Consider the following 24,708-nt stretch of genomic DNA (forward strand, 5'->3'; position numbering starts at 1 on the left):
CCAGCTCACCAACCGGTCCGGCTCACCCGACGCCTAGCTCACCTGCTCGGCCAGGGCGAGCCACTCCTCCTCGGTACGGCTGCGCTGCGCCTGCACCTCACGCAGTCGGGCGTCCAGCTCGGCGAGCCGGGTGAAGTCGGTGGCGTGTCGGGCCAACTCCTCGTGCAGCGCCGTCTCCTGCTGCTCCAGCTTGCCGACCTGGCGTTCCAGTCGGGCCAGCTCCTTGCGGGCCGCCCGCAGGTCACCGGCGGACAGCCCGCCACCGGCGGCGTCACCCGCCGGCCGGTCGCCGGCCGCAGCCGGGCCGGCCACACCGGAACCCGCCGGCCGGTCGGCCCCGGGACCGGCCCCGGCGGCCCGCGCCGCACCGGAGCCGGCGGCACCGCCGGCTCGGGCCAGGTACTCGTCGACCCCGCCGGGCAGATGCACCAGTCGGCCGTCGCCGAACATGCCGTACGTCTCGTCGGTGACCCGCTCGATCAGGTACCGGTCGTGGCTGGCCACGATCAGCGTGCCCGGCCACGAGTCGAGCAGGTCCTCCAGCGCCGCCAAGGTGTCGGTGTCCAGGTCGTTGGTGGGCTCGTCGAACAGCAGCACGTTCGGCTCGGCGGCCAGCAGTCGCAGCAGCTGCAGCCGGCGGCGCTCGCCACCGGACAGATCTCCGACCGGCGTCCACAGCCGCCGGTCGGTGAAGCCGAACATCTCCGCGAACTGGGTCGCGGCAAGCTCGCGGTCGCCGAACACCACCCGGCGGGCAACCTCCTCCACCGCCTCCAGCACCCGCAGCTCACCGGGGAGCTCGGCCAGCTCCTGGGACAGGAAGGCCGGCCGGACCGTCGCCCCGGTCACCACCCGGCCCTGCTGAGGGGCACGGACCCCGGCCAGCAACCGCAGCAGTGTGGTCTTGCCGGCACCGTTGGCGCCGACGATCGCGAACCGGTCCCCCGGACCGATCTGCCAGGTCAGCCCGTCGAGGATCAGCTTCTCCCCGGCGTACGCGGTCACGTCGTCCAGCTCGTAGACCTGCTTGCCGAGCCGGGCGGTGGCCAGCCGGTGCAGCGACACGGTGTCGCGCGGCGGCGGCACGTCGGCGATCAGCGCGTTCGCCGCCTCGATCCGGAACCGCGGCTTGGAGGTACGGGCCGGCGGGCCACGGCGCAGCCAGGCGATCTCCTTACGCAGCAGGTTCTGTCGGCGGGCCTCGGTAGCCGCGGCGACCCGCTCCCGTTCGGCGCGGGCCAGCGTCCAGGCGGCGAACCCGCCCTCGTAGGCGCGGACCGTCTGGTCGGCGACCTCCCAGGTGTCGGTGCAGACCTCGTCGAGGAACCACCGGTCGTGGGTGACCACTACCAGCGCGCCCCGGCGACGCTGCACCAGGTACGCGGCGAGCCAGGCCACCCCGGCGACGTCCAGATGGTTGGTCGGCTCGTCCAGGATCAGCAGCTCGGCTGGGCGGATCAGCAGCGCGGCCAGGGCGATCCGGCGCCGCTCGCCGCCGGACATCGGCCCGACCGGCTGGTCCAGGCCGAGGTGCGGCATGCCGAGACCGTCGAGGACGGTACGCACCCCGGCGTCGCCGGCCCACTCGTGCTCGGCGCCGAACCCCTCGGCCAGCCACGCGGTGCCGAGCACCACGTCCCGTACGGTGGCGTCACCGGCCAGCTCGAGCGTCTGGGGCAGCGCGGCGACCCGCAGGTCCCGGCGGTGGGTGACCCGCCCGGCGTCGGGTTCCTCGGCTTTGGTGAGCAGCCGCAGCAGGGTCGACTTGCCGGCACCGTTGAGACCGACGACGCCGATCCGGTCGCTGTCGTCCAAGCCCAGCGAGACCTCGGTGAGCAACTGCCCGACTGCGCCGTAACCCTTGGACACCCGATCCAGATTGACAATGTTCACCATCAGATCAGCCTCGCCCCGGCGACGGCGCCGTGCGCCAGGTGCACGTCCCGGCAGACCCCGGCATCGTCGAGCGCGGCCGCGACGGTGGCCGCGCCAGCCGCGTCCGCAGCCAGGAAGACACAGGTCGGGCCGGACCCGGAGACCATGCCGGCCAGTGCCCCGGCTGCCACCCCGGTGTCCAGCACCTGCTTGAGCGCCGGGCGCATGGACAGCGCGGCCGGCTCGAGATCGTTGCCGAGCGCGCCGGCCAGCACCTGCGGATCCCGCTGGCGCAGCGCGGCCAGCAACTCGTCGGCGGCGCCGACCGGTGGCGGCGCCGCACCGGCCGCCCGCAGCCGGTCCAGCTCGGCGTAGACCTCGGGGGTGGACAGGCCGCCGTCGGCGACCGCGACGACCCAGTACCAGGTGGTGGGTCGGGCCAGCACCGGGCTGATCGCCTCGCCCCGGCCGGTGCCCAGCGCGGTGCCGCCGTGCAGCAGGAACGGCACATCCGAACCGATGCCGGCGGCCAGCCCGGCCAGGTCGTCACGGGTCAGCCCGGTCCCCCACAGCTCGTCGCAGGCGACCAACGCTGCGGCGGCGTCCGCGCTGCCGCCGGCCAGGCCGGCCGCGAGTGGGATCTGCTTGCGCAGGTGCAGTCGGGCGTGCGCGGGGACCCGGGCGTGCCTGGCCAGCGCCCGGGCGGCGCGCAGCACCAGGTTGGAGTCGTCCAGCGCCAGCTCGCCGGTGCCCTCACCGTCCATGGTCAGGATCAGCGTGTCGGCCCGCCGGACGGTCAGCTCGTCGTAGAGCGCGATCGCGTGGTAGACGGTGCTCACCTCGTGGTAGCCGTCGGGCCGGAGCGGGCCGACGGCCAACCGCAGGTTGATCTTGGCTGGCACCCGCACCTTGACCGAGCTGCGGGCGCCGCGACGGAAAATCTCGTCCTCGTCGCCCGGCCGCCATGCCTCGGTCACCGGGAAATACCCCGGCTGAGGTGGGCCGCGCGGGTACCTCTCGTCACGATCACGGCCGCCAGCCTACTCGGCCACCGTTTCGACCAGCGGCGCCGCCGCAGCGATCGCCGCGAACCGCGCCACGGTCAACGCCTCCCCCCGCGCACGCGGGTCGACCCCGGCCGCGGCCAGCACCGCCGCCGCCCGGTCCGCCCCGCCGGCCCAGCCGGCCAGCGCCGCCCGCAGCGTCTTGCGGCGCTGCGCGAACGCGGCGTCCACCACGGCGAAGACCCGACGCCGGAACCCGTCCACCGGCTGACCCGCCGGCACCGCCGGTGGCTCGCGGCGGGTGAACGCGACCAGCCCGGAGTCGACGTTGGGCACCGGCCAGAACACGCTCGGCGGGACCCGACCCGCAGTACGGGCGGCGGCGTACCAGGCCAGCTTCACCGACGGTACGCCGTACGTGCGCGAGCCCGGGCCGGCGACCAGCCGGTCGGCCACCTCTTTCTGCACCATCACCAGCCCTTGCCGCAGGCTGGGCAGCTCGGCGAGCAGGTGCAGCACCACCGGCACCGCCACGTTGTACGGCAGGTTGGCCACCAGCGCGGTCGGTTCCGGCCCGCCGAGACCGGCGGCGGTGGTCCGCAGCGCGTCGGCGGTGTGCACGGTCAGCCGGGCGAGGTCGCCGCCGCAGCCGGCGACGGTCTGCGGCAGCGCGCCGGCGAGCACCGGATCGATCTCCACCGCGTGCAGGTGGCGCACCTGGTCGAGCAGGCCAAGGGTCAGCGAGCCGAGCCCGGGGCCGACCTCCAGCACCACCGCGTCCGTTGGCAGATCGGCGGCGGACACGATCCGCCGGACCGTGTTCGGGTCGTGCACGAAGTTCTGCCCGAGCCGTTTGGTGGGTGCCACCGCCAGCCGGCCGGCCAGCTCCCGGATCTGCGCCGGACCGAGCAACTCGGTCACCGGCTCACCACGGCCCGAACACCCGGTCGCCGGTGGCCGAGATCGCGGCGCACAACTCGGTCAGGTCGGTGCCGGTGACCTCGGCAAGCAGCCGGACGGTGTGCGGGATCAGGTAGGAGGCGTTGGGCCGGCCCCGGTGCGGCACCGGCGTCAGGTACGGCGCGTCGGTCTCCACCAGCATCTGCTCGACCGGCGTGACGGCCGCTGCGGCGCGCAGCCCGGCGGCGTTGCCGAAGGTCACCGTACCGGCGAAGCTGAGCACGAAGCCGCGCCGGACGCAGTCGGCGGCGAAATCCGCGTCGCCGGAGAAGCAGTGCATCACCACGGTCTGCGGGGCGCCTTCGGAGTCGAGCACCCGCAGCACGTCGGCGTGCGCGTCCCGGTCGTGGATCACCAGCGGCTTGCCGTACCGCTTGGCGATCGCGATGTGCGCCCGGAAGCTGGCCTGCTGCGCGGCCAGTCCGTCCGACCCGGTCCGGAAGTGGTCCAGCCCGGTCTCGCCGACGCCGCGCACCCGATCGGCGGCGGCCAGCGCCTCGACCTCACGCAGCGCCTCGTCCAGGTCGGCCAGTCGGGGTGCCTCGTTGGGATGCAGGGCGACCGTGGCGACCACCGCCGACGATCGCGCGGCGAGGTCCGCGCCCCAGCGCGACGACTCCAGGTCGACACCGACCTGGACCAGCCGGTCGACGCCGACCGACGCGGCCCGGGCGATCAAGGTGGCCACCGGGTCGCCGCTGTCCCGGCCGAGGACCGCCGGTTCGGCGACAGTCAGGTCCAGGTGGGTGTGGCTGTCGATCACCGGTACGGGCAGCGGATCGGGTGGCGGCGGGAACTCCCCGGCCCGGCGGGCGGCCCGTTGCCGGCGGGTCTCGGCTGGCTGCGTCATCATCGGACAGCATCACACGTCCCGGTCCGGCCGGTGCACCGGGCCACCCGGGCGGCACCGCCAATGGACATGCGGCGGCTACCACGCGTTCACCCGAAGCGGTGACCCGGCAACTACCTTCGGCGACGTGACTCTGAGCTCTGCGCGTGGCGGCGTCGCCGATGCCCCGGCCGGCCTGCACGTCCGCTTCGAGGGTGCGGTCTACCCGGCTGAGGAGATCGCCCGAGGGGCCGCCTACCGGCTGGTCAGCATGGACCCGGTAGCCGGCTTCCAGCGCGACGGCCGGGGCCGCTGGTTCCGCCACGTGCATGCCAGCGAGGTCGGCCCGGTCTCCGGCGTGGGTATCTCCGCCGGCGGCACGGGTGCCTCCGGTGCCGGCGCGGGTGCCGACGACCGCACCGACGATCCGGGCGACAGCCCGCTGATGGCCCCGTTGACCCGGGCCGCCAGCTGGGCGGACGTACATCAGCTGAGTCAGACGCCGTCGGCCGCCGACCATCCGGCAAATACCGTGGTCCGGCGTACCGCGACGGTCCGGCGCGGCACCCGGATGATGAAGGTACTTTCCGGCCGACAGGTGGCCGGCTTCCTGCGTGGCTGGGCACCGGCCGGTTTCTGCTACCGCGAGTACGACATCGCGCACCTGCGTACCCCGGCCGACCTGGCCCTGCTGCGCACCGACGACGAGGGCGGGCGGGACAGCCTGGAGGTGGCGTACGCACTGCGCTGGCGGGCCATCGGCGCCGACGACTACGAGATCCCGGCCGGGCCGGCGTACCAGGGGCTGGCGGCCATGCCGCCCCGGGACCGGATCGGCCCGCCGGTGCTCGGCACCGGGTTCACCCCGAGCGGGCGCCATCTGATCCCCGAGTTCGTCACCGCCGGCTGCACCGACCTGCCGATGCCGGCCAACGCCGCCCTGCTGGCGTACACCCCGGACGGTGCCGAGGTGGTGCTGTACACCTACCAGCCAGAGCAGCGCGGCTGGATCCGGATGGCCGGGCCGCAGCGACGACACCTGCTCGACGGGATCCCCGACGTCCCGTCCGACCAGGAGTACCTGCGCACCGGCGACCTGCCGCAGTCGACCCAGCTGGTCGGCACCCACGACGGCCAGACCTACGAGGCGGTCGCCGACCCGCCGCACGAGTTCCGGGTGCTGGCGATGACCCGGGCCGCTCGCTACCCGGTCGACTCGCTGGCCCGCCGGGTGCGGCTCGCCACCTGGCGCGACGCCCGCTGTCAGGTGCTGAGGCAGGATTCCGGGTGGAGCCGGCTGCGGCTGTGCCGGCCCACCCCGGAGGCGGTCGCGTCGCTCGGCGCGCAGTGCTACGAACGCGGCGTGTACGAGGTGTGGGCACCGAGCGTGGAGATTTCCGACGAAGGCGCGACCGACCTGCCGTACCCGCTGTGAACCGGACTGCCAGTTGCAACCGGCCGTGTCAGTCGTGGGCCCGGCGGGAGCGGTGGGCCCGGCGGGAGCGCCGCGCTCACCCGGCGGCCAGGTGGGTCAGCTCGAGGGCGAAGTAGCCGGCGAAGACCAGCATGATCGCGCCGGACACCCGGTCGAACCAGGCGATCACCCGCGGCGTCAGGAAGCGACGCGCCTGGGCGGCACCGACCGCCAGGACCAGAAACCAGGTCCACGACGCGGAGAGCGTCCCGGCGGCGAACGTCGCCCGGGAGTCCGCCGGCTGGGCGATCACCGCTGCCCCGATCACCCCGACCATGTCGAGGATGGCGTGCGGGTTGAGCAGCGAGACGCTGACCGTACGCCCGACGACCTGGCGGACCGACCCGGCCGCCGGCCCCGGACCCGGCCCACCCGGTGGGCCGACGGCGAGGTGCCCGCCGGCGGTACGGATGGACCGCACGCCCAGGTAGGTGAGGAAGACCGCGCCGCAGGCGAGCAGCGCCGGCCGCACGCCCGGCACGGTGGCGATCAGGCCGGACACGCCGGCGACCCCGGCGACGATCAGCAGCGTGTCGCAGCAGCCGGCGGCCAGCACCGCCCACAGCGCACGCGGCAGGCCGACCGCCAGCCCCTGGCTGACCACGAAGACGTTCTGCGGCCCGATCGGCATGATCAGGCCGAGGCCGAGCAGCAACCCGGCCAGGTAATCGGTCACCCGGTCAGGCGGTGAGCCGGGCCAGCTCCTCGTCGACGATCGACTCGTCGAGCTTGCGGAACACCGGCTTCGGCGCGGCCAGCGGTCGGCCGGCCTCGACCGGGGTGGACTCCCACCGGGCACCGTCGCGGTAGTCGCCGGTGAGGATCGGGTACGCCGGACCGGCGTCGAGGTCGTCGACCTCGACGATCCGGGGCATCGGCGCGTGTACGCCGGCGCCGCCGAGCAGCTCGTGGATCTTCTGCGCCGAGTGCGGCAGGAACGGGGTGAGCAGGGTGTTCGCGTCCGCGACCACCTGCAGGGCGACGTGCAGGACGGTGCCCATCCGGGGCTTGTCCGCCTCGCCCTTGAGCTTCCACGGTGCCTGGTCGGACAGGTAGCGGTTGGCCTCGGCGACCACCCGCATCGCCTCACCGATCGCCTGCTTCTGCCGGTGCCGTTCGATCAGTGCGCCGACCGTGCCGAACGCGGCCCGGCTGGTCGCCAGCAGCGCCTCGTCGGCGGCGGTCAGCCCGGCCGGGTCGACCGGCGGGATGGCGCCGAAGTTCTTGGCGGCCATCGAGATCGACCGGTTGACCAGGTTGCCCCAGTCGTTGACCAGCTCGTCGTTGTTGCGGCGCCGGAACTCCGCCCAGGTGAAGTCGGTGTCCTGGCTCTCCGGGCCGGCCACGGCGATGAAGTAGCGCAGCGCGTCGGCGTCGTAGCGGGCCAGGAAGTCCCGCACGTAGATGACCACCTGGCGGGAGGAGGAGAACTTGCGCCCCTCCATGGTCAGGAACTCGCTGGAAACCACCTCGGTGGGCAGGTTGAGCCGGCCGAGCTGACCTGACTCACCGCCATGGTCGCCCTCGCCGGAGTAGCCGAGCAGCAGCGACGGCCAGATCACCGAGTGGAAGACGATGTTGTCCTTGCCCATGAAGTAGTAGGCGCGTGCCTCCTTGCCCTGGGCGTCCGCCGTCCACCAGCGGCGCCAGGCGTCCGGGTCACCGGACCGCCGGGCCCACTCGATCGAGGCCGACAGGTAACCGATCACCGCGTCGAACCAGACGTAGATCCGCTTGTCGCCGCGCTCGCGCCAGCCGTCCAGCGGGATCGGCACGCCCCACTCCAGGTCCCGGGTGATCGCCCGGGGCTGCAGGTCGTCGAGCAGGTTGCGGGAGAACCGCAGGACGTTGGGCCGCCAGCCGTCGCGGGCGTCCAGCCAGGTGCCGAGCGCCTCGGCGAACGCCGGCAGGTCGAGGAAGAAGTGCTCGGTCTCGACGAAGTTCGGCGTCTCCCCGTTGATCTTCGAGCGCGGGTCGATCAGCTGAACCGGGTCGAGCTGGTTGCCGCAGTTGTCACACTGGTCGCCCCGGGCGGCGTCGTAGCCGCAGATCGGACAGGTGCCCTCGATGTAGCGGTCCGGCAGGGTGCGACCGGTGGACGGGGAGATCGCGCCGAGGGTGGTCTTCGCAACGATGTAGCCGTTGCGGTGCAACGTCTCGAACAGCTCCTGGACCACCTGGTAGTGGTTGCCGGTGGTGGTCCGGGTGAACAGGTCGTAGGACAGGCCGAGCCCGTGCAGGTCCTCGACGATCACCCGGTTGTACCGGTCGGCCAGCTCGCGCGGCTTCAGCCCCTCGCTGTCGGCCTGCACCTGGATCGGGGTGCCGTGCTCGTCGGTGCCGGAGATCATGAGCACGTCGTGGCCGGCCATCCGCATGTACCGGCTGAACACGTCGGAGGGCACCCCGAAACCGGAGACGTGGCCGATGTGGCGGGGCCCGTTGGCGTAGGGCCAGGCGACCGCCGCGAGAACGTGACTCATACGACCAGCCTAGTTAGTGTCACCGGGCGTACGCGAACGGGTTGCCGAGCCGCCCGGCGGAGCGCGACACGCCTTCGGGGGTTCGCCCCGGCTCCGCGTGCCGGGGTGTCAAATGGCGGGGTGACCGGGGAACCCAGCATGCCGGAGTCCGACGAGCCGCCGACCGCCCCACCCACCCGGGAGCCGGCGGGCGCTCCCGAGCAGCGTCGGCGGCGGCCGAGCCCCTGGGCGACGGCCGGGCCGGAGGGCACCTGGTGGCACGGTGGCGAACCGACCGACGGCGGACCGGCCGGTGCCGTGGCATCACCTGCCGCCGAACCGGCCACGCCCGTGACCCCGGATGCCGGCGAGCCGACCGACACCGCCGCGCCAGCCGACAGCGCCGACCCGGATGACGGCGGACCGGGCGACACCGGCAGGCCGGCGGGCAACGGCAGGCCGGCGGGCAACGGCAGGCCGGCGGGCAACGGCAGGCCGGCGGGCAACGGCAGGCCGGTGGCGGTGCCGGTGGCGGAACGGCCGCCGGGCCGCCGCCCGCTCCGCCGGGCGGCCGCCCGTCAACGGCGGACGAGGGTCCGGCGTTCCCGCCGGCCGGCGACCGGCATCGCCTGGATCGTGGTCGTCGCGGCGGCTGCGGCGTTCCTCGGCTGGGTCAGCGCCGAACCGCTGTGGCTGGCCGTCGGCCGGGGCGTCAACGGCACCGCGACGGTCACCGACTGCACCGGCGACGGGTACGGCCGACGGTGCCTCGGCGAGTTCGCCGCGCAGACCGGCTTCACTGTCGACCGGGTGCGGCTGTTCGGCGTACCGCCGGTTGACCAGGCCACCGGCGCCGAGCTGACCGCCCGGATGTTGCACCGTGAACGGGACACCGCGTACGTCGTGGCCGACCTGGTCGTGCTGCACCTGCGGTGGTCGGTCGGCTGGGGGCTGACCGTGCTGCTCGGCGTACTGCTGGTCTGGGGCAGCGGTGCCCGCCGGCTGGCCACCGCGACGGCCCGTCGGGTTGCCACCGTCGCCGCGTTGCTGGCGCCGGTCCTGCTGGCCGCCGGGTTCCTGGCCACCGTCTGGACCGGCTGACATCGACCGACCGGAGCAGGCATCGACCACCCGTAGCGCAGCGCATCGACGACCCGAAATATATTCTTCGGCGGGGAGGTCCCGCGACGTCGGGCGGCGGCCTACGATCACGGGGTGATCTCGGCGGCAGCTTCGGACGCGGCAAGCGGTGAACCAGCGGTGACGGCGACAGCGGACCGGCCGGTCCGTCCACCGGACGCCGGTCCGGCGGGGGCCCACCCGGTCGGCCCCGACGGCTCCGCCGGGTCGTCGACGCCGACCGGCGGGGTCGGGCTGCCGGCCGTGGTCCGCCGCCGGCTGGCACCGCTGGACAACTGGCTGGAGCCGTGGTCCTGGCTGGCCACCGCCGTGGTGGTGACGATCGCCGGCGTACTGCGGCTGGTCAACCTGAGCCACCCGCCGGGCCTGATCTTCGACGAGCTCTACTACGCCAACGAGGCCAACGAGCTGCGTCAGTACGGCTTCGAGTGGGACGAGACCAACAACACCCCGGCGTACGTGGTGCATCCGCCGCTCGGCAAGTGGATCATCTCGCTGGGCGTCCGCTGGTTCGACTTCACCGAGTTCGGTTGGCGAATCTCGGCGGCGGTCGCCGGCATCCTGATGGTGCTGATCATCACCCGGACGGCCCGGCGGTTGTTCCACTCCACCGTCCTCGGCTGCGTAGCCGGGCTGCTGCTCGCCCTGGACGGCTTCCATCTGGTGCTGTCCCGGACCGCCCTGCTCGACATCTTCCTCGCGTTCTTCGTGCTCGCCGCCTTCGCCGCGCTGGTAGTCGACCGGGACTGGAGCCGGCGACGGTGGCTGCGGGCGGTCGACGACGGGCTCGATCCGACTCTGCCGGGCCGCGCCGGCCGACCGCCGTTCGCCGTACCGTGGTGGCGGCTGATCGCGGCGCTACTGCTCGGCTGCGGTCTCGCCGTCAAGTGGAGCGCACTGTGGTTCATCCCGGTGTTCGGCCTGCTGGTGATCTGGTGGGAGGCCGGTGCCCGCCGGTCCGCCGGGGTCCGCCGGCCGTGGCTGGACGCGGCGCTCGGCGAGATCGGTTGGCTGGTCCTCGGCGGGGTGCTGATCCTCGGCACCTACCTCGCCAGCTGGTCGGGCTGGCTGGCGACCGACGGCGGCTACCTGCGGCACTACCGGGCGGACAACGGCATGTCCGAGGCACCGTTCATCGGCGCCCTGCTGAACCTCTGGCATTACCACACCCAGGCGTACGGCTTCCACAGCACGTTGGAGACGGAACACCGCTACCAGTCGTGGCCGTGGCAGTGGCTGCTGCTGGGCCGCCCGGTCGCCTTCCACTGGACCGACCAGACCGCCTGCGGAGCACCCAGCTGCGCCGAGGAAGTGCTGCTGCTGGGCACTCCGCTGCTGTGGTGGTCGTTCCTGCCGGCCCTGGCGGCGCTGGTCTGGCTCGGTATCGCCCGGCGGGACTGGCGGGCGGGGGCGATCCTCGCCGGGGTGGCCGCCGGGCTGCTGCCGTGGTTCTACTACGCCACCGAGGGCCGGACGATGTTCGCCTTCTACACCGCGCCAGCGCTGCCGTTCCTGGTCCTCGCGGTGACCTATGTGCTCGGTGCGATCGTCACACCGTCCGGCGGGACGGCGGTCGCCGACCCGGCCGGCAACGACCGGCGGCTGGTCGGCGCGGTGATCGCCGGCACCTACGTCCTGCTGGTCGCCGTCTGCTTCGCGTATTTCTACCCGATCTTCGTCGGTGAGCCGCTGCCGTACGAGGACTGGTCGGCGCGGATGTGGCTCGGCGGGCGCTGGATCTGACCATCGCGGCCGGCCCGCTACCGGCCCGCTGCCCGTCCGGTGGTCCACGGCCGCCGGACGGGTGCCGTCAGCCGATCGTGGACTCACCTGGCCCGTATCTCCACTGTGATCAGCAGCGTCGGCTGCGACAGCAGGTGGGCGAGGGTGCCGGAGAGCGTTGGAAGACAGAGAAGCGCGCCCCGATCGCCTGCCACGGGGGAAGCGGGCGATAGGGGCGCGCTTGAAAAGCTTAACCAGGTGAACCCCTGCCGCACAACGGGCCAGACAAGGCCAGTTTGCCGTTCAGCACGGAACGGAACAACCACCAAAAGCGACATCAACTGTCATAGTCAGCGAAAGCGGCGGCGGAGGCTGCGTCTGTTCTGCCCCGGCGCGCTGCGGTCGATCCGGCGAAGCGCCAGCTCCGAGTCACGGCGACGCTGATCAGCCAGATCGCTGAAGGTCAGCACCAGGCCGCGTACCCCCGGCACCAGCCGCAGATCCCTGCACCGCACCTCGAGCAGCACATGGCTGCCGTCCGGCCGGCGCAGCACCCACTGGTCGCCCACCGCCGACCCGTCGTGCCGGTCGCCGGCCGCGCCGAGGGTCCGGGACACCTGCTCCTGGTCGGCGGGGTGCACCAGGTCCCGCCAGTCGGCGAGGACCGCCGGCTCGACCCCGAACAGCCGGCTGCACGGCGGACTCGCGTACCGGATCCGGTCGTCAGCTCCGACGATCACCACCGCGTCGCCGACGGTGCCCGCGACCAGATTGAGATACCGGTCCCGGTCCCGCCGGGCGGCGTCCTCGGTCGCGGCGATCCGGTGCAGGGCCAGCGCCGCCTGAGCGGCGACCACCTCGATCGCGTCCCGGCTGGCGGCCAGCACCCCGGCAGCCGCCCCGACCAGCAGCGCGGTACCGGTCCCGCCGGACGAGGCCGGCACGGCCAGGCCGGCCACCAGGGCGGCCGGTGCCGGGGCGAGCCGGTCGGCCAGATCGGGATGCAACAGCCGGATCGGCATGATCCGGGTACGCCGCCGCGCCGCGTCCACCGGCAACGGGTCGTCGACGACGACCTGGGGCTGCCATTCGGCCACCGACTCCGGGTCGGGCGGCCCGCCGCCGGCCCCCGCCACCGGGCGGCGCACGGCGAACAGGACCTGGTGATCGGTCCCGGCCGGCAGCAGCTCACCGACCGACCGGCGGACCATCTCGGCCACCTGCGCGATCGTGGTGGCCGACAGCAGCCGCGTCCCGGCTTTGCGCAGCGACCGTTCCCGGTGCACCGCGGCCCGGTGCCCGGTCACCGAATCGACCACCCGGGTCACCGCGAGCATCGTGGTGAGACCGGCCGCCGCAGCGGTCACCAACCCGTCGGGCAGCTCGGCCGGCGCTCCGGCGAACGCCTGGATCACCAGCAGGAACGGCACGGTCAGACAGGTGATCGTCAACAGACCTACCCGCATCGCGGCGACGTCGTCCGGGCCCGGGTCGGACCGGGTGGCCAGCCGAGCCATGTTCGGGTGCAGGGCGGCGACCCCCCAGCTGACGTAGAACACGTACCAGCCGAGTTCGGCCGGGTGCCCCGGCTGCCAGCCGGCGTTGAGTTCGGCGGCCGCGTACCAGACGTCGGCGGTCAGCATGCCGGCCGCGCCGACCGCCAGCCCGATCACCGTCGGATCCCGCCAGGCGGCGGCCGCCAGGCGCAGCATCACCACGACGACCAGCACCCCACCGAGACTGTGCACGGCCAGCAGCGCCTTCTCCACCGCTGGCAGATCCACATCGGTCACCGCCGGGCCGACCACCAGGGTCCAGGTGATCAGGCCGGTCACCACGACCAGCACCAGGGTGTCCAGCAGAGCGGACCGGTCCCGCAACGACACCGTGGTCCGGGTCAGACTGAGCACCCCGGCCGCAAGCAGGCCGAAGGTCGCCAGGTAGGCGGCGTCGGCGATCAGCGACAGAACCTCGCCGACAGCACCCGCCGTACGCCGCGACAACTCGTAGTGGACGTCGCCGACCGCCAGCGCCCCGGCGCCGCCGGCCAGCAGCAGCCAGGGAAGCCGGCGGGGCGGCCGGTGCCGGTGGATTCCCCAACCGACCGCGGCCACGCTGACCACGCCGATCGCCCCCCACCAGACGGCGGCGGCAGCCGGGGCCCCGAAGACCGCCGCGCCAAGAACAGCCTGCACCGCGAGGTAACCGGTCAGGACGCGCCGTGGCACCGGGACTCCTCCAACAAGATCGGCCGGCCGCCCGGACCGCGGACCGCGCCGACCCCCGGCTACAGCATGAGGGCCGGCGCGGGCCGGCACAACATCGGCTCGGGCAGCAGTACGCGGAACACGGCACCACCGCCCGGCCGGTCGTACAGCTCGATCCGGCCGGCGTGACCGTCCACGATCGCCGCGACGATCGCCAGCCCGAGACCGGAGCCGCCACCTCGCGCCCGGGTACGGCTGGGATCCACCCGGTACAGCCGCTCGAAGACCCGCCCGGCATGCGCCGCCGGCACGCCGGGACCGGTGTCGGTCACCTCGATCACCGCCAGCGGCGCGTCCGCCGGCAGGTCCCGCCCGACCGCCGCGAGCGGCCGGTCCGACGGGGCACCGCCAGCGCCGGCCGGCAGATACCCCACCCGTACGGTGATCTCGGCCGCCGGCGGGGTGTGCTGCAGCGCGTTCGCCACCAGGTTGGCGGCCACCTGGCGCAGCGCCGGCTCGTCCCCCGGCACCGAGACCGGCTGCAGTTCGGGTGCGACCGGCTCCAGGTCGGGTGCGGTGGAGCCGACCGGTCCGGCCGGTGCCATCCGGACCCGACGGTCGGGAGCCCGGGCGGACGCGTCGCGGATCGTGTCGGCGGTGACCGCGAGCAGATCCACCGGTCGACGCACCGGCTGCCGACGCTGGTCCAGCCGGGCCAGCAGCAGCAGGTCCTCCACCAGCAGCCCCATCCGGGCCGCCTCCGCCTCGATCCGGCGCATCGCCTCGTCGAGTTCCGGGCCGGGCGTCGCCCCGCCCCGCCGGTACAGTTCGGCGAATCCCCGGATCGAGGTGAGCGGGGTGCGCAGTTCGTGCGACGCGTCCGCGACGAACTGCCGGAGTCGCTGCTCCGAGGCGGTCCGGGCGGCGACCTCGGCCCCGATCCGGTCCAGCATCGAGTTCAACGCGCCGCCGAGCCGGCCGACCTCGGTGTGCGGGTCGGCGTCGAGGACCCGCCGGGCCAGGTTGCCGCCGGTGATCTCGGCGGCGATGCGTTCCATCCGGGTCAGCGGGCGCAGCCCGAGCCGGACCGTCGCGGCGGCGACCAGACCGAGCAGCACCAGGATCAGCAGCACCACCACGGCGTCGATCATGAGCAGCGTGTCGGCGGTCGCGTCGACCTGGCGCAGCGAGACGCCGACCACAGCGAGCCCGCCGTCGGCGCGCGGCACCGCGAGCACCCGCCAGGATCCGTCACCATCGACGGCGGGCACCGTGTAGGAACGCCGGGCAGCGGCCCGCTCGACCAGCGCCGGATAGTCGTCCAACGCGGGCAGGGCGGCATCCGGGTCGGAGGAGAACTGCTGGGTGAGGGTCCCGTCGGCGGCGTACAGCAGGACCGACTGGGCCGGTTGCAGGGAGGCGCCGGGGAAGGGTCGGGGTCGGGGACCGTCCTGGTCGAGGGTGGGCGGCGCGGACCCGGCGTACGGTCGGCTCATCAGCCGCAACTGCTCGTCGAGCCGGTCGGTCAGGCTCTGCCGCAGCAGGACCAGACCGGCCGTGTTGGCCAGCAGCAGGGCGACGGCGGTGAGGACCGCGGTGGCCAGCACCAGCCGGGACCGCAGCGTCCAGTGCGACCACCGCCGTACGGTGATCGGGGAACGGAACCGTTTCAGGTGCCGCATCAGACACCGCCCGACCGGGGCAGTCGCAGCGTGTAGCCGACCCCCCGGACGGTGTGGATCAGCGCCGGCTGGTGCTGGTCGATCTTCTTGCGCAGGTAGTAGACGTACGACTCGACGATCCGGCCGTCGCCGTCGAAGTCGTAGCTCCACACCCGGTCCAGGATCTGGCTCTTGCTGACCACCCGGCCGGCGTTGACCAGCAGATACCGCAGCAGGTTGAACTCGGTCGGCGACAGATCGACGCGCTGGCCGGCCCGGCGTACCTCGTGGGCGTCCTCGTCGAGCTCCAGGTCGGCGTAGCGCAGCACCCGGTCGGTCGGCTCGGGCTCGTCGACGACGCCGCTGCGCCGCAGGATCGCCCGGATCCGCAGCACCACCTCCTCCAGGCTGAACGGCTTGGCGACGTAGTCGTCGGCTCCGACGGTCAGCCCGGCGATCCGGTCCTGCACCGCGTCCCGCGCGGTCAGGAACAGCACGGGTACGTGCCGGCGGCCGCCCCGGCGCATCGTCCGGGCCACCTCGAAGCCGTCCAGATCCGGCATCATCACGTCGAGGACCACCAGATCCGGCTCGAACTCCTCGATCGCCACCAGGGCGGCGCGGCCGCCGTCCACCGCTCGGACGTCGAACCGGATCAGCCGCAACGTGGCGGCGAGCAGGGCGCAGATGTTCGGCTCGTCGTCGACGACCAGGATCCGGGGAGCCCGGTCCGGTCCGGCGTCGGCTACCTGGCCGATCTCGGCGGGTGAGGTCATCCGCCATGCATACCGGCGCAGTCTCGGAGCCGGCTGGGAGCCGGCTGTGGGGTGGCCGGGCAAGCACAGGCACCAACGGACGCGCTTCGGTCATCGGCCGTTCGCCTCAACTTCACATCCCGTTCCGAGGTTGTTTTGATCTGCGCGGTGTTTCCTCACCTTCGCACCGAATCCGCCCTACCTGAAGGTGAGGACCTGCCCATGCGACCCGAATCGGCACCGCCGACGACGACCGGACCAGGACCGGACGACCGGGCCGGCCACGGTACGGACGACCGGGCCGGTCACGCGCTGCGGGGCGTCACCCGGCTGCACGCGTTCAACCGGTACGAGATCAAGTACCTGGTCGACAACGCGGCGGTACCGGCACTGCGTGACCAACTCGCCCGCCGACTCGACCGGGACAGCCATGCCGGGACCACCGGGTACGGGGTGTGGAGCCTCTACTACGACACCGACGACCTGCGGTTCTACTGGGAAAAGATCGAAGGGCTGCGGTTCCGCCGCAAACTGCGGATCCGGCACTACGGCGACCGGACCGGCATCGACGACGACACCACCGTCCACGTCGAGATCAAGCAGCGGGTCAACCGGGTCACCCAGAAACGGCGGATCGCGCTGCCGTACCGACTGGCCCGTCAACTGTGCGACGGCCGCGCCATGATCGACCACACCGAGCCGCAGCGGGGCTTCGTGCAGGAGGTCCTCGGCCTGGTCAGCGGCCTGGACCTGCGCCCGGTGGCGATCACCGGCTACCACCGGCAGGCGTTCGTCGGCACCGGTGCCGATCTCGGCCTGCGGGTCACCCTGGACACCCGGGTCCGGGGTCGGGACCGTGATCTGCACCTGGGCGTCGACGCCGAAAATCGGTTCATCGTCCCGCCGTGGCGTTCGATCATGGAGGTGAAGGCGAACGAACGGGTCCCGTACTGGTTGACCGACCTCGCTGCGCAGGCCGACCTGTCGGTCGTGCGGGTCAGCAAGTACTGCCAGTGTGTCGAGGCGTTCGGGCGGGCCCCGCGGTCGGTGTTCCATCTGCCGGCCGACGCGCCACCACCGCCTCCGGACCGGCCGGCCGGCGAACTGCTGGCCGTCGGCGCGAGCGGCGGGCGGGCCTGACATGGACATCACCTTCCAGGACCTGTCCAGCACGTTCAGCCTCGGCGACATCGCCGCGTCGCTGGCGCTGTCCTTCGTGCTCAGCGCAGTCATCGGCTGGGTCTACCGGGCCACCCACCGCAACGTGTCGTACAGCCAGTCGTACGTTCAGACACTGATCATCCTCGGGATGCTGATCTCGTTGATCATGCTGGTCGTCGGCTCCAACATCGCCCGGGCCTTCGCCCTGGTCGGCGCGCTGTCCGTGGTCCGGTTCCGCAACGCGATCAAGGAGACCCGCGACGTCGGCTTCATCTTCCTGGTGATGGGCGTCGGCATGGCCTGCGGCACCCGGTTCTACCTGCTCGCGGTGATCGCCACGGTCGCGATCTGCCTGATCATCGGGGTGATGTACCGCTTCAACTGGTTCGCGCTCAACGTGCAACGCCAGGTGGTGAAGGTGCAGGTGCCACCGGACCGCGACCACACGCACGCCGTACAGGACGTGCTGCTGCGGCTGACCACCGAGTTCGAGCTGGTCAGCATCGAGTCGATCCGGGGCGGAGCGCTGACCGAGCTGATGTACACGGTCAGGTTGAGCAAGGGCACCGAGCCGGGCGAACTGATCGCGGCGTTGAGCGGGCTGACCGGCGGCCAGCGGGTCACGGTGCTCACCGGCTACGACCAGACGGACCTGTGATGAGCGGTACACCGTCCACCCCGAATCCACCGGCCGTGCCGCCGGCCGCTGCGCCGAAGCACCGGTTACGGCACCGGATCCCGCTGCGCATCCGGCACAACTACCGGCTGCTGGCCAGCTGCGCCGTATTCCTGCTGGTGGTCACGGTCGTGCTGGGCAGCACCCGGATCCGGCCGTACGTCACCAGCGCGGCCGACGCCGCGACCGACCTGGTGACGGTCGACATCGCCGGCACCATTGACCTGTTCGACCCAACGGTGGCCCACGAGATCTCGCTGGTCTTCGCCGACGCCGACTACCAACGGATGCTCGACGCCTACTTCGACGACGGCGAGAAGGAGTACCTCGAGGCGGACCTGGTGGTCGACTCGACCACGATCCCGAGCGTGGGAATCCGGCTCAAAGGCAACTCCACCCTGTCCGGTCTGACCCGCGACGGTGAGACCGTGCAACGCGGCGGGGCCGCCCCCGACGGCGGACAGTCCGGTGCAGGGCAGCGACCCGACGGTGGGCAGGGACAGCAGCAGGGCGCAGGCGGGCCGGGCGGCGGTATGGGCCGGGCCGGGCTGGCCGCCGAGGAACCGGAGAACCTGCCCTGGCTGATCAGCTTCGACACGTTTGTCGAGGGACGGCGCTACCAGGGACTACAGGAGATCGCAGTGCGGGTCGGCGGAATGGGTGGCGGTAGCGCCGTGGCCAACGAGGCCCTCGCCCTGTCGTTGCTCGATACCGCCGGGATGGCCACCCAGCGGTACGCGTTCAGCGCGTTCACGGTCAACGACCGGCCCACCACCGCCCGCCTCGTGGTGGAACACCCCGACGAGCACTACGCCGCCGGGCTGGGTGACAGTGGCGTGCTCTACAAGTCGTTGGCCGGCGGTTCGTTCACCTACCAGGGCGAGGATCCGGTCGAGTACCAGGATGACTTCAAGCAGATCAACCTCACCGGAAGCCAGGACCTGCAGCCGGTGATCAACCTGATCCGCTGGGTGTCCGAGGCGTCCGACGACGAATTCGACGACGAGCTGGCCGATCACGTCGACGTCGAGTCGTTCGCCCGCTACGTCGCCGCCCAGAACCTGCTGCTCAACTTCGACGACATGGCCGGTCCCGGCCGCAACTACTACCTTTGGTACGACCTGGCCACCCGGAAGTTCACGGTGGTCAGCTGGGACCACAACCTGACGTTCAGTGGCGACGCCACCCTCGGGCCGCAGGACGCGGTGACCATGGGCGGTGGCCGGTTCGGTGGTGGCGACGGCGGTGCCACGCCGCAGAACGGCACGGCACCACAGGACAGGTTCGCGCCACCCGACGGATTCCAGCCACCCGACGGATTCCAGCCACCCGACAGGGCCGGCTCCGGGGCGGCGCCGCAGGGCGGCGGTCCCGGCCGGTCGGCCGGGCACCCGCTCAAGGAACGGTTCCTGGCCAGCGACGCGTTCACCGAAGTGTACGAGGCCGCGTACCGCGATCTCTATCAGCGGATGTTCGCCAGCGGCGCGGCGACGGCCGCGCTGGACGGCCTGGCCGCCGTCCTGGCAACCGTCGACGGTCAGGACGGCTCGGCGGTCGCGACCGAGCTGGAACAGCTGCGGACCACGGTCGAGCAACGGACGGAAAGCCTGCGCGATCAGGTGTGAGCGGCGCCTGGCGGCCGTAGAGTCGGTGACCGTAGGCGACCAGTCGACCCGTCGCCCGCTGGAAGGAGCTCCGTCGATGGCCAAGCCGCCGATGCCGCAACACCTGGTCGAAATGCTGGGCCGGCCGAACCCGTCGGTGATGGGTACGGTGAGCCCGAGCGGCACGCCGGTGACCGTCGCCACCTGGTACCTGTGGGACGACGGCCGGGTGCTGCTCAACCTGGACGCCGGGCGCAAGCGGCTGGAGCATCTGCGGGCCGACCCACGGGTGTCGCTGACCGTGCTGGACGGCGACTCCTGGTACCGGCATGTCAGTCTGCACGGCAGGGTGACCATCGAGCCGGACCCCGAGCTGGCCGGGATCGACCGACTCGCCCGGCACTACACCGGTGACCGCTACCCGAACCGGGAGCGCCCCCGGGTGTCCGCCCGGCTGACCGTGGAGTCCTACCACGCCTGGGGCTTCGACCGCTGAACCTCCGCTCCCAGCGGACCGCCCACCGGTGCACGGGTCACGGCCCGTTCAGGCCGGTCGCGGCCGGGCAAATAGAATGGCCCGGAATCAACCGCCGCCGGCCGGTACCCGACGTACCGGCCGTCACCGACCTTGGGAGCAATTCGTGCTGACGATGCAGGACGCGCTGGCCCGCCTCGCGGCGTACTGGGCCGAGCAGGGTTGCCTGACGGTCCAGCCGATGAACACCGAGGTCGGCGCCGGCACGCTGAACCCGGCCACGTTCCTGCGGGTGCTCGGTCCCGAGCCGTGGCGGGTCGCCTACGTAGAGCCGTCGGTGCGTCCGGACGACGCCCGGTACGGCGAGAACCCGAACCGGATCCAGACCCACACCCAGTTCCAGGTGATCCTCAAGCCGGAGCCGGGCGACGCGCAGGAGCTCTACCTCGGCAGCCTGGCCGCGCTCGGCATCGACGTGGCCGCGCACGACGTCCGGTTCGTCGAGGACAACTGGGCCTCACCGGCGCTCGGCGCCTGGGGTCTGGGCTGGGAGGTCTGGCTGGACGGGCTGGAGATCACCCAGTTCACCTACTTCCAGCAGGCCGGTGGGATCAACCTCGAGGTGCCGTCGGTGGAGATCACCTACGGCATCGAGCGGATCATGATGGCGTTGCAGGGGGTCCGTCACTTCAAGGAGATCGCGTACGCGCCGGGCATCTCCTACGGCGAGATCTTCGGCCCCGGCGAGTACGAGATGTCCCGCTACTACCTCGACGACGCCGACGTCGCCACCAACCGGCAGCTGCTCGACCTGTACGCAGCCGAGGCGCAGCGGATGATCGACGCCGGGCTGCCGGTCCCGGCGCACAGCTTCGTCCTCAAGTGCTCGCAGGCGTTCAACGTGCTGGACGCGCGGGGCGCGGTCTCCACCGCCGAGCGGGCCACCGAGTTCGCCCGGATGCGCCGGCTGGCCGGCGAGGTGGCGCAGCTGTGGGTACGCCGCCGCGACGAGCTGGGCCACCCACTCGGCGTGGTGCCACCGGCGCCAGCCGGGCAGGCCGACGCAGCGGCCGCGCAGCCCGGTGAGTCGGCCCCGGCCCGGCAGCTGGTGTTCGAGATCGGCACCGAGGAGATGCCGCCATCGGAGGTCCGCTCGGCCCGCCAGCAGGTCGCCAAGCTGGTCGCCGACCGGTTGGCCGCGACCAGGCTGATGCACGGCGACGTCCGGGTGCTGGCCACCCCACGCCGGCTGGTCGCCGTCGTCGACGCGGTCGCCGCCCGCGAGCCCGACCACACCCGCACGGTACGCGGCCCGAAGGTCGCCGCCGGGTTCCGCCCGGACGGCACACCCACCCCGGCTGCGGCGGGCTTCGCCCGTTCCCAGGGGGTCGAGGTGACCGACCTGGCCCGGGTGGAGATCGGCGGCGTACCGCATCTGGCGATGCTGCGCGACGAGCCCGGCCGCACCGCGACGGAGGTCCTCACCGAGGTGCTCGCCGGGGTGGTCACCGGCCTGCGCTCGGCGAAGAACATGCGCTGGCGGGATCCGCAGCTGGCGTTCACCCGTCCGGTCCGGTGGCTGCTGGCGCTCTGGGGTGACCTGGTGGTGCCGGTCGAGGTGTCCACGCTGGCCGCCGGCCGGACCACCCGGGTGCACCGGACCGCCGCGACGTCGACCGTCGAGGTGGCCGACGCGGAGAGCTACCTGGCGACGGTCCGTGACGCCGGCATCGTGGTGGACCCGGAGGAACGCCGGGCGATCGTCACCGCCGCCGCCGGTGAGCTGGCCGCTGGCGTCGGCGGCCGGGTCGACCTGGCCGCCGAGGCTGGTCTGCTGACCCAGGTGGTGGACCTGATCGAACAGCCGACGCCGCTGCTCGGCGGGTTCGAGGAACGCTACCTGGAGCTACCTGAGTCGGTGCTGGCCACGGTGATGCGCAAGCATCAGCGGTACCTGCCGGTGCGGGGCGCGGACGGTGCCCTGTTGCCGCACTTCGTGGCGGTCGCCAACGGCGCGATCGACGTCGATCTGGTACGGGCCGGCAACGAGGCGGTGCTGCGGGCCCGGTACGAGGACGCGGCGTTCTTCTACCGCGCCGACCGGGCCACCCCGCTGGCCGAGCTGCGGTCCCGACTGAGCCGGTTGACCTTCACCGACAAGCTGGGGTCGATGGCGGACCGGGCTGACCGGATCGCCGGGCTGGCCGGTGACCTGGCCGAGATGATCGCGCTGTCCGATGCGGACCGGGCGACCTTGGACCGCGCGGCCGAGCTGGTCAAGTTCGACCTCGGTTCGCAGATGGTCACCGAGATGACCAGTCTCGCCGGGGTGATGGCCCGTGACTACGCCGGGCACGCCGGAGAGCCGGCGGCGGTCGCGCAGGCGGTGTTCGAGGCCGAGTTGCCGCGCAGCACCGGTGACCAGTTGCCGCAGTCGCTGCCGGGGGCGCTGCTGTCGCTGGCCGACCGGCTGGATCTGGTGACCGGCCTGGCTGCCACGGTCGGCATGCCGACCGGCAGCAGCGACCCGTTCGCGATCCGGCGGGCGGTGCTGGGGCTGTTGGCGGTGCACCGGAGTCAGCCAGGGCTGGCCGGGATTTCGCTGGCCACCGGGCTCGCGGCTGCCGCCCGGCGGCAGCCGGTGCCGGTCGACGACACCGTGCTGGCCGAGATCGTCGAGTTCCTGACCCGCCGGGTGGAGCAGTTGCTGACCGAGGAGGGCCAGCCGGTGGACCGGGTCCGCGCGGTACTGGCGCACGCCGACCGGCCGCAACTGGTTGACCGGCTGCTGGCCCAGCTGGACCGGCTGCTGGCCGACGAGCAGTTCCGGGCGCTCGCCGAGGCGTTGCAGCGGGCCCGGCGAATCGTCCCGGCTGACGTGCCCGCCGAGTACGACCCGGCGCTACTCACCGAGCCGGCCGAGGTACGGCTGCACGAGGTGGTCAAGCAGGTGCGGGCCGACCTGGACCACAGCGCGGACCTCGACCGGTTCACTGGAATCGCCGGGCAGCTGACCGCGCCGGTGAACGCCTTCTTCGACGACGTCTTCGTGATGGCCGAGGATCCTCAGCTGCGTCAGGCCCGGCTGGGTCTGCTCGCCACGGTCGCGACGCTCGCCGCCAACCTGCTGGACTGGCCGCAGCTGCGGATGTGACCCCGAAGAAGCAGTTCGGCCACGCGTGGTGGCGGGGCGATTCGGCCACGCGGCGGGGTCCGCCGGCCGTGCTACCGTCTGTCAGTCCACACTCGGTGTCGACAAGGAAGGCGGGGGCCGGCCATCACGTCTCCGGGAGCCTGCGACACGCACCTGTCCGCCGGTGCCGCCACAGCCGCGCCGCACGGTTGGGTGGACGGGCCTGCCGGGCCGGTCCGCAACGTACCGAATCTCATCACCACGGTCCGGACCGTGGTCGCCGTCGGCTTGGCCGTGCTGGCCGTCGTCGGCGACAGCACGGTACTCACCGGCGTCGCGATCGGCTGCTACTGGATCGGTGACATGGCGGACGGTCTGGCCGCCCGGCTGCTGCGGCAGGAGACCCGGTTCGGTGCCGTCTACGACATCGTCTGCGACCGGGTCTGCTGCCTGGCGGTCGCCGCCGCGCTGATCCCGCTGCTGCCGTCGATGGGCGTTCCGCTGGTCATCTTCGTCGTGCAGTTCGTCGTGGTGGATCTGGTGCTGAGCCTGAGTTTCCTGCGGTGGCCACTGCTGAGCCCGAACTACTTCCATCTTGTGCACACCCAGGTGTACCGGTTCAACTGGTCGCCGGTGGCGAAGGCGTTGAACACCGGCGGCCTGGTGCTGCTGGTGGTGCTGGCACCGTCGCCGGTGCTTCCGGTGGCGTTCACCTTGGCGATCGCCGCGGTGAAGCTCGCTTCGCTCGTCGTGGTGGCCCGGATCCCGCTCGCTGTCGACCTTCCGGGTCTGCGCGCCGCCTCCTCGTGATCGCGGTTCTGCTGGCCACCGTCGCGGTTGGTGCCCTGTCGGCGGTGTCGCCGGTGACTCCGATCGAGCCGTACCTCATCGCATTGACCGCCACCACGTCCTCCCCGCCGGTGGCGCTGGGTGTCGCCGCAGCGCTCGGCCAGACCGTCGCCAAGCTCGCCATGTTCCTGGCGTCGCGGGGGGTGATCCAGTCGCCGTGGCTGCGCCGGTGGCTGGCCAAGCGGACCGCGCCGAAGGCGGCGGCCACGGCCAGCGCGGTAGCGGCCGACGGCACGACGCCGACGGACACGACGGCGACAAACCCGACGCCGACGGACGACACGGCGACGGACACGCCGCCGACGGACGGCAGGCCACGGGCCGGATGGTTGCGCCGGATCGGTCCGGCGATCGGCGACCGGCTGCCGCAGGGGCTGCGCAGCAGGTTGTCCGGCTGGGCGGGCTGGGTGGCCAGGGAGCACCGCCGACTGTACGAGCCGGCGTTCGTCATACCGACCCTGTTCGCGAGCAGCGTGATCGGCGTGCCTCCGCTGCTGGTCACGACGGTGGTGGCCGGTGGCACCCGGATGCCGGCCAGCGTGTTCGCAGTGGTCTGCTTCATCGGCAGATCAATCCGATTCGTCGCGCTTGCGATGGTTCCCAGCTGGTTCAGCGGCTGAGCGTTTATCAAACCGTTACACGCATAGCCCTTGCCGGAAACAAAGCCGGCAGTCCCTAATTTTGTCCAACGGCTTAACAAAACCTCGGTGACCGCGTCGTG

General features: G+C 72.4%; 19 protein-coding genes. 10 read left to right on the forward strand and 9 right to left on the reverse strand.

Going from position 1 to position 24,708, the window contains the following annotated elements; translation table 11 throughout:
* Nucleotides 1–33: 33 nt before the first annotated feature.
* From O7543_RS15655 to O7543_RS15670, 4 genes are all read right to left on the reverse strand, one after another.
* A complete protein-coding gene (locus tag O7543_RS15655) occupies nt 34–1,896 on the reverse strand; it encodes an ABC-F family ATP-binding cassette domain-containing protein (protein WP_281567123.1) in 1,863 nt (620 codons plus the stop codon).
* On the reverse strand, nt 1,896–2,852 hold the full coding sequence (locus O7543_RS15660) for a 4-(cytidine 5'-diphospho)-2-C-methyl-D-erythritol kinase (RefSeq protein ID WP_281553147.1): 957 nt from the start codon (nt 2,850–2,852) through the stop codon (nt 1,896–1,898). Before O7543_RS15660 ends, O7543_RS15655 begins: the two co-directional genes overlap by 1 nt.
* A 63-nt stretch (nt 2,853–2,915) precedes the next feature.
* A complete protein-coding gene (gene rsmA / locus O7543_RS15665) occupies nt 2,916–3,800 on the reverse strand; it encodes a 16S rRNA (adenine(1518)-N(6)/adenine(1519)-N(6))-dimethyltransferase RsmA (protein ID WP_281553146.1) in 885 nt (294 codons plus the stop codon).
* A gap of 4 nt (nt 3,801–3,804) precedes the next feature.
* On the reverse strand, nt 3,805–4,689 hold the full coding sequence (locus tag O7543_RS15670; RefSeq protein WP_281555415.1) for a TatD family hydrolase: 885 nt from the start codon (nt 4,687–4,689) through the stop codon (nt 3,805–3,807).
* Between the two features lie 127 nt (nt 4,690–4,816).
* On the opposite strand from O7543_RS15670, the gene O7543_RS15675 reads away from it, so the two are divergent.
* Entirely contained in the window at nt 4,817–6,103 is a 1,287-nt protein-coding gene (locus O7543_RS15675) for a hypothetical protein (RefSeq protein WP_281553145.1), read from the forward strand.
* Between the two features lie 76 nt (nt 6,104–6,179).
* Here O7543_RS15675 and O7543_RS15680 read toward each other — a convergent pair whose 3' ends face one another.
* Both O7543_RS15680 and metG read right to left on the reverse strand, forming a co-directional pair.
* Nucleotides 6,180–6,818, reverse strand: coding sequence for a LysE family transporter (locus tag O7543_RS15680; RefSeq protein ID WP_281553144.1), 639 nt, complete (start codon nt 6,816–6,818; stop codon nt 6,180–6,182).
* 4 nt (nt 6,819–6,822) lie between these two features.
* Complete coding sequence (metG, locus tag O7543_RS15685) at nt 6,823–8,625, reverse strand: methionine--tRNA ligase (protein ID WP_281553143.1); 1,803 nt, start codon at nt 8,623–8,625, stop codon at nt 6,823–6,825.
* Between the two features lie 138 nt (nt 8,626–8,763).
* Here metG and O7543_RS15690 point away from each other — a divergent pair, with 138 nt between their 5' ends.
* Nucleotides 8,764–9,705 carry a hypothetical protein gene (locus O7543_RS15690; protein ID WP_281553142.1) on the forward strand — a complete coding sequence of 314 codons (942 nt, stop codon included), beginning with the start codon at nt 8,764–8,766 and terminating at the stop codon, nt 9,703–9,705.
* A 273-nt stretch (nt 9,706–9,978) separates the two neighbouring features.
* Entirely contained in the window at nt 9,979–11,487 is a 1,509-nt protein-coding gene (locus tag O7543_RS15695) for a phospholipid carrier-dependent glycosyltransferase (RefSeq protein ID WP_281555414.1), read from the forward strand.
* 329 nt (nt 11,488–11,816) lie between these two features.
* Here the strand turns inward: O7543_RS15695 and O7543_RS15700 are convergent, their stop codons facing one another.
* From O7543_RS15700 to O7543_RS15710, 3 genes are read right to left on the reverse strand one after another with little or no spacing between them, the layout of a single operon-like run.
* Nucleotides 11,817–13,694, reverse strand: a complete 1,878-nt coding sequence (locus O7543_RS15700; RefSeq protein ID WP_281553141.1) for a PAS domain-containing protein — start codon at nt 13,692–13,694, stop codon at nt 11,817–11,819.
* Between the two features lie 59 nt (nt 13,695–13,753).
* Nucleotides 13,754–15,355 (reverse strand): HAMP domain-containing sensor histidine kinase, encoded by a 1,602-nt coding sequence (locus O7543_RS15705; protein WP_281553140.1) that lies wholly within the window; start codon nt 15,353–15,355, stop codon nt 13,754–13,756.
* Nucleotides 15,355–16,110 (reverse strand): response regulator transcription factor, encoded by a 756-nt coding sequence (locus tag O7543_RS15710; protein ID WP_281553139.1) that lies wholly within the window; start codon nt 16,108–16,110, stop codon nt 15,355–15,357. The genes O7543_RS15705 and O7543_RS15710 overlap by 1 nt, the downstream gene beginning before the upstream one ends.
* Nucleotides 16,111–16,311: 201 nt before the next feature.
* Between O7543_RS15710 and O7543_RS15715 the strand changes: the two genes are divergently transcribed.
* The 7 genes from O7543_RS15715 to O7543_RS15745 all read left to right on the forward strand — a co-directional run bounded on the left by O7543_RS15715 (nt 16,312) and on the right by O7543_RS15745 (nt 24,607).
* Complete coding sequence (locus O7543_RS15715) at nt 16,312–17,229, forward strand: polyphosphate polymerase domain-containing protein (protein WP_281553138.1); 918 nt, start codon at nt 16,312–16,314, stop codon at nt 17,227–17,229.
* 1 nt (nt 17,230) lies between these two features.
* Entirely contained in the window at nt 17,231–17,908 is a 678-nt protein-coding gene (locus O7543_RS15720; protein ID WP_281553137.1) for a DUF4956 domain-containing protein, read from the forward strand.
* The gene (locus tag O7543_RS15725; protein ID WP_281553136.1) at nt 17,908–19,551 is read left to right on the forward strand and encodes a CotH kinase family protein; all 1,644 of its coding nucleotides are present in this window, start codon (nt 17,908–17,910) and stop codon (nt 19,549–19,551) included. Before O7543_RS15720 ends, O7543_RS15725 begins: the two co-directional genes overlap by 1 nt.
* A 76-nt stretch (nt 19,552–19,627) precedes the next feature.
* Nucleotides 19,628–20,026: a PPOX class F420-dependent oxidoreductase gene (locus tag O7543_RS15730; protein WP_281553135.1), complete on the forward strand. Its 399-nt coding sequence runs from the start codon at nt 19,628–19,630 to the stop codon at nt 20,024–20,026.
* A gap of 154 nt (nt 20,027–20,180) precedes the next feature.
* Complete coding sequence (locus O7543_RS15735) at nt 20,181–23,159, forward strand: glycine--tRNA ligase (RefSeq protein WP_281555413.1); 2,979 nt, start codon at nt 20,181–20,183, stop codon at nt 23,157–23,159.
* Nucleotides 23,160–23,351: 192 nt separating this feature from the next.
* Nucleotides 23,352–23,948, forward strand: a complete 597-nt coding sequence (locus O7543_RS15740; RefSeq protein ID WP_281553134.1) for a CDP-alcohol phosphatidyltransferase family protein — start codon at nt 23,352–23,354, stop codon at nt 23,946–23,948.
* Complete coding sequence (locus tag O7543_RS15745) at nt 23,945–24,607, forward strand: hypothetical protein (RefSeq protein WP_281553133.1); 663 nt, start codon at nt 23,945–23,947, stop codon at nt 24,605–24,607. The genes O7543_RS15740 and O7543_RS15745 overlap by 4 nt, the downstream gene beginning before the upstream one ends.
* Nucleotides 24,608–24,708 lie beyond the last annotated feature (101 nt).

The organism is Solwaraspora sp. WMMA2080 (assembly GCF_027497395.1).
Taxonomy (GTDB): domain Bacteria; phylum Actinomycetota; class Actinomycetes; order Mycobacteriales; family Micromonosporaceae; genus Micromonospora_E.

What these genes read in the sequence shown, in the direction of transcription:
- O7543_RS15715 (WP_281553138.1), top strand. Translation starts at nt 16,312, where the DNA reads ATGCGACCCGAATCGGCACCGCCGACGACGACCGGACCAGGACCGGAC.
- O7543_RS15710 (WP_281553139.1), bottom strand. Translation starts at nt 16,110, where the DNA reads ATGACCTCACCCGCCGAGATCGGCCAGGTAGCCGACGCCGGACCGGAC.
- O7543_RS15655 (WP_281567123.1), bottom strand. Translation starts at nt 1,896, where the DNA reads ATGGTGAACATTGTCAATCTGGATCGGGTGTCCAAGGGTTACGGCGCA.
- O7543_RS15705 (WP_281553140.1), bottom strand. Translation starts at nt 15,355, where the DNA reads ATGCGGCACCTGAAACGGTTCCGTTCCCCGATCACCGTACGGCGGTGG.
- O7543_RS15735 (WP_281555413.1), top strand. Translation starts at nt 20,181, where the DNA reads ATGCAGGACGCGCTGGCCCGCCTCGCGGCGTACTGGGCCGAGCAGGGT.
- O7543_RS15690 (WP_281553142.1), top strand. Translation starts at nt 8,764, where the DNA reads ATGCCGGAGTCCGACGAGCCGCCGACCGCCCCACCCACCCGGGAGCCG.
- O7543_RS15730 (WP_281553135.1), top strand. Translation starts at nt 19,628, where the DNA reads ATGGCCAAGCCGCCGATGCCGCAACACCTGGTCGAAATGCTGGGCCGG.
- metG (WP_281553143.1), bottom strand. Translation starts at nt 8,625, where the DNA reads ATGAGTCACGTTCTCGCGGCGGTCGCCTGGCCCTACGCCAACGGGCCC.
- O7543_RS15720 (WP_281553137.1), top strand. Translation starts at nt 17,231, where the DNA reads ATGGACATCACCTTCCAGGACCTGTCCAGCACGTTCAGCCTCGGCGAC.
- O7543_RS15725 (WP_281553136.1), top strand. Translation starts at nt 17,908, where the DNA reads ATGAGCGGTACACCGTCCACCCCGAATCCACCGGCCGTGCCGCCGGCC.
- O7543_RS15670 (WP_281555415.1), bottom strand. Translation starts at nt 4,689, where the DNA reads ATGACGCAGCCAGCCGAGACCCGCCGGCAACGGGCCGCCCGCCGGGCC.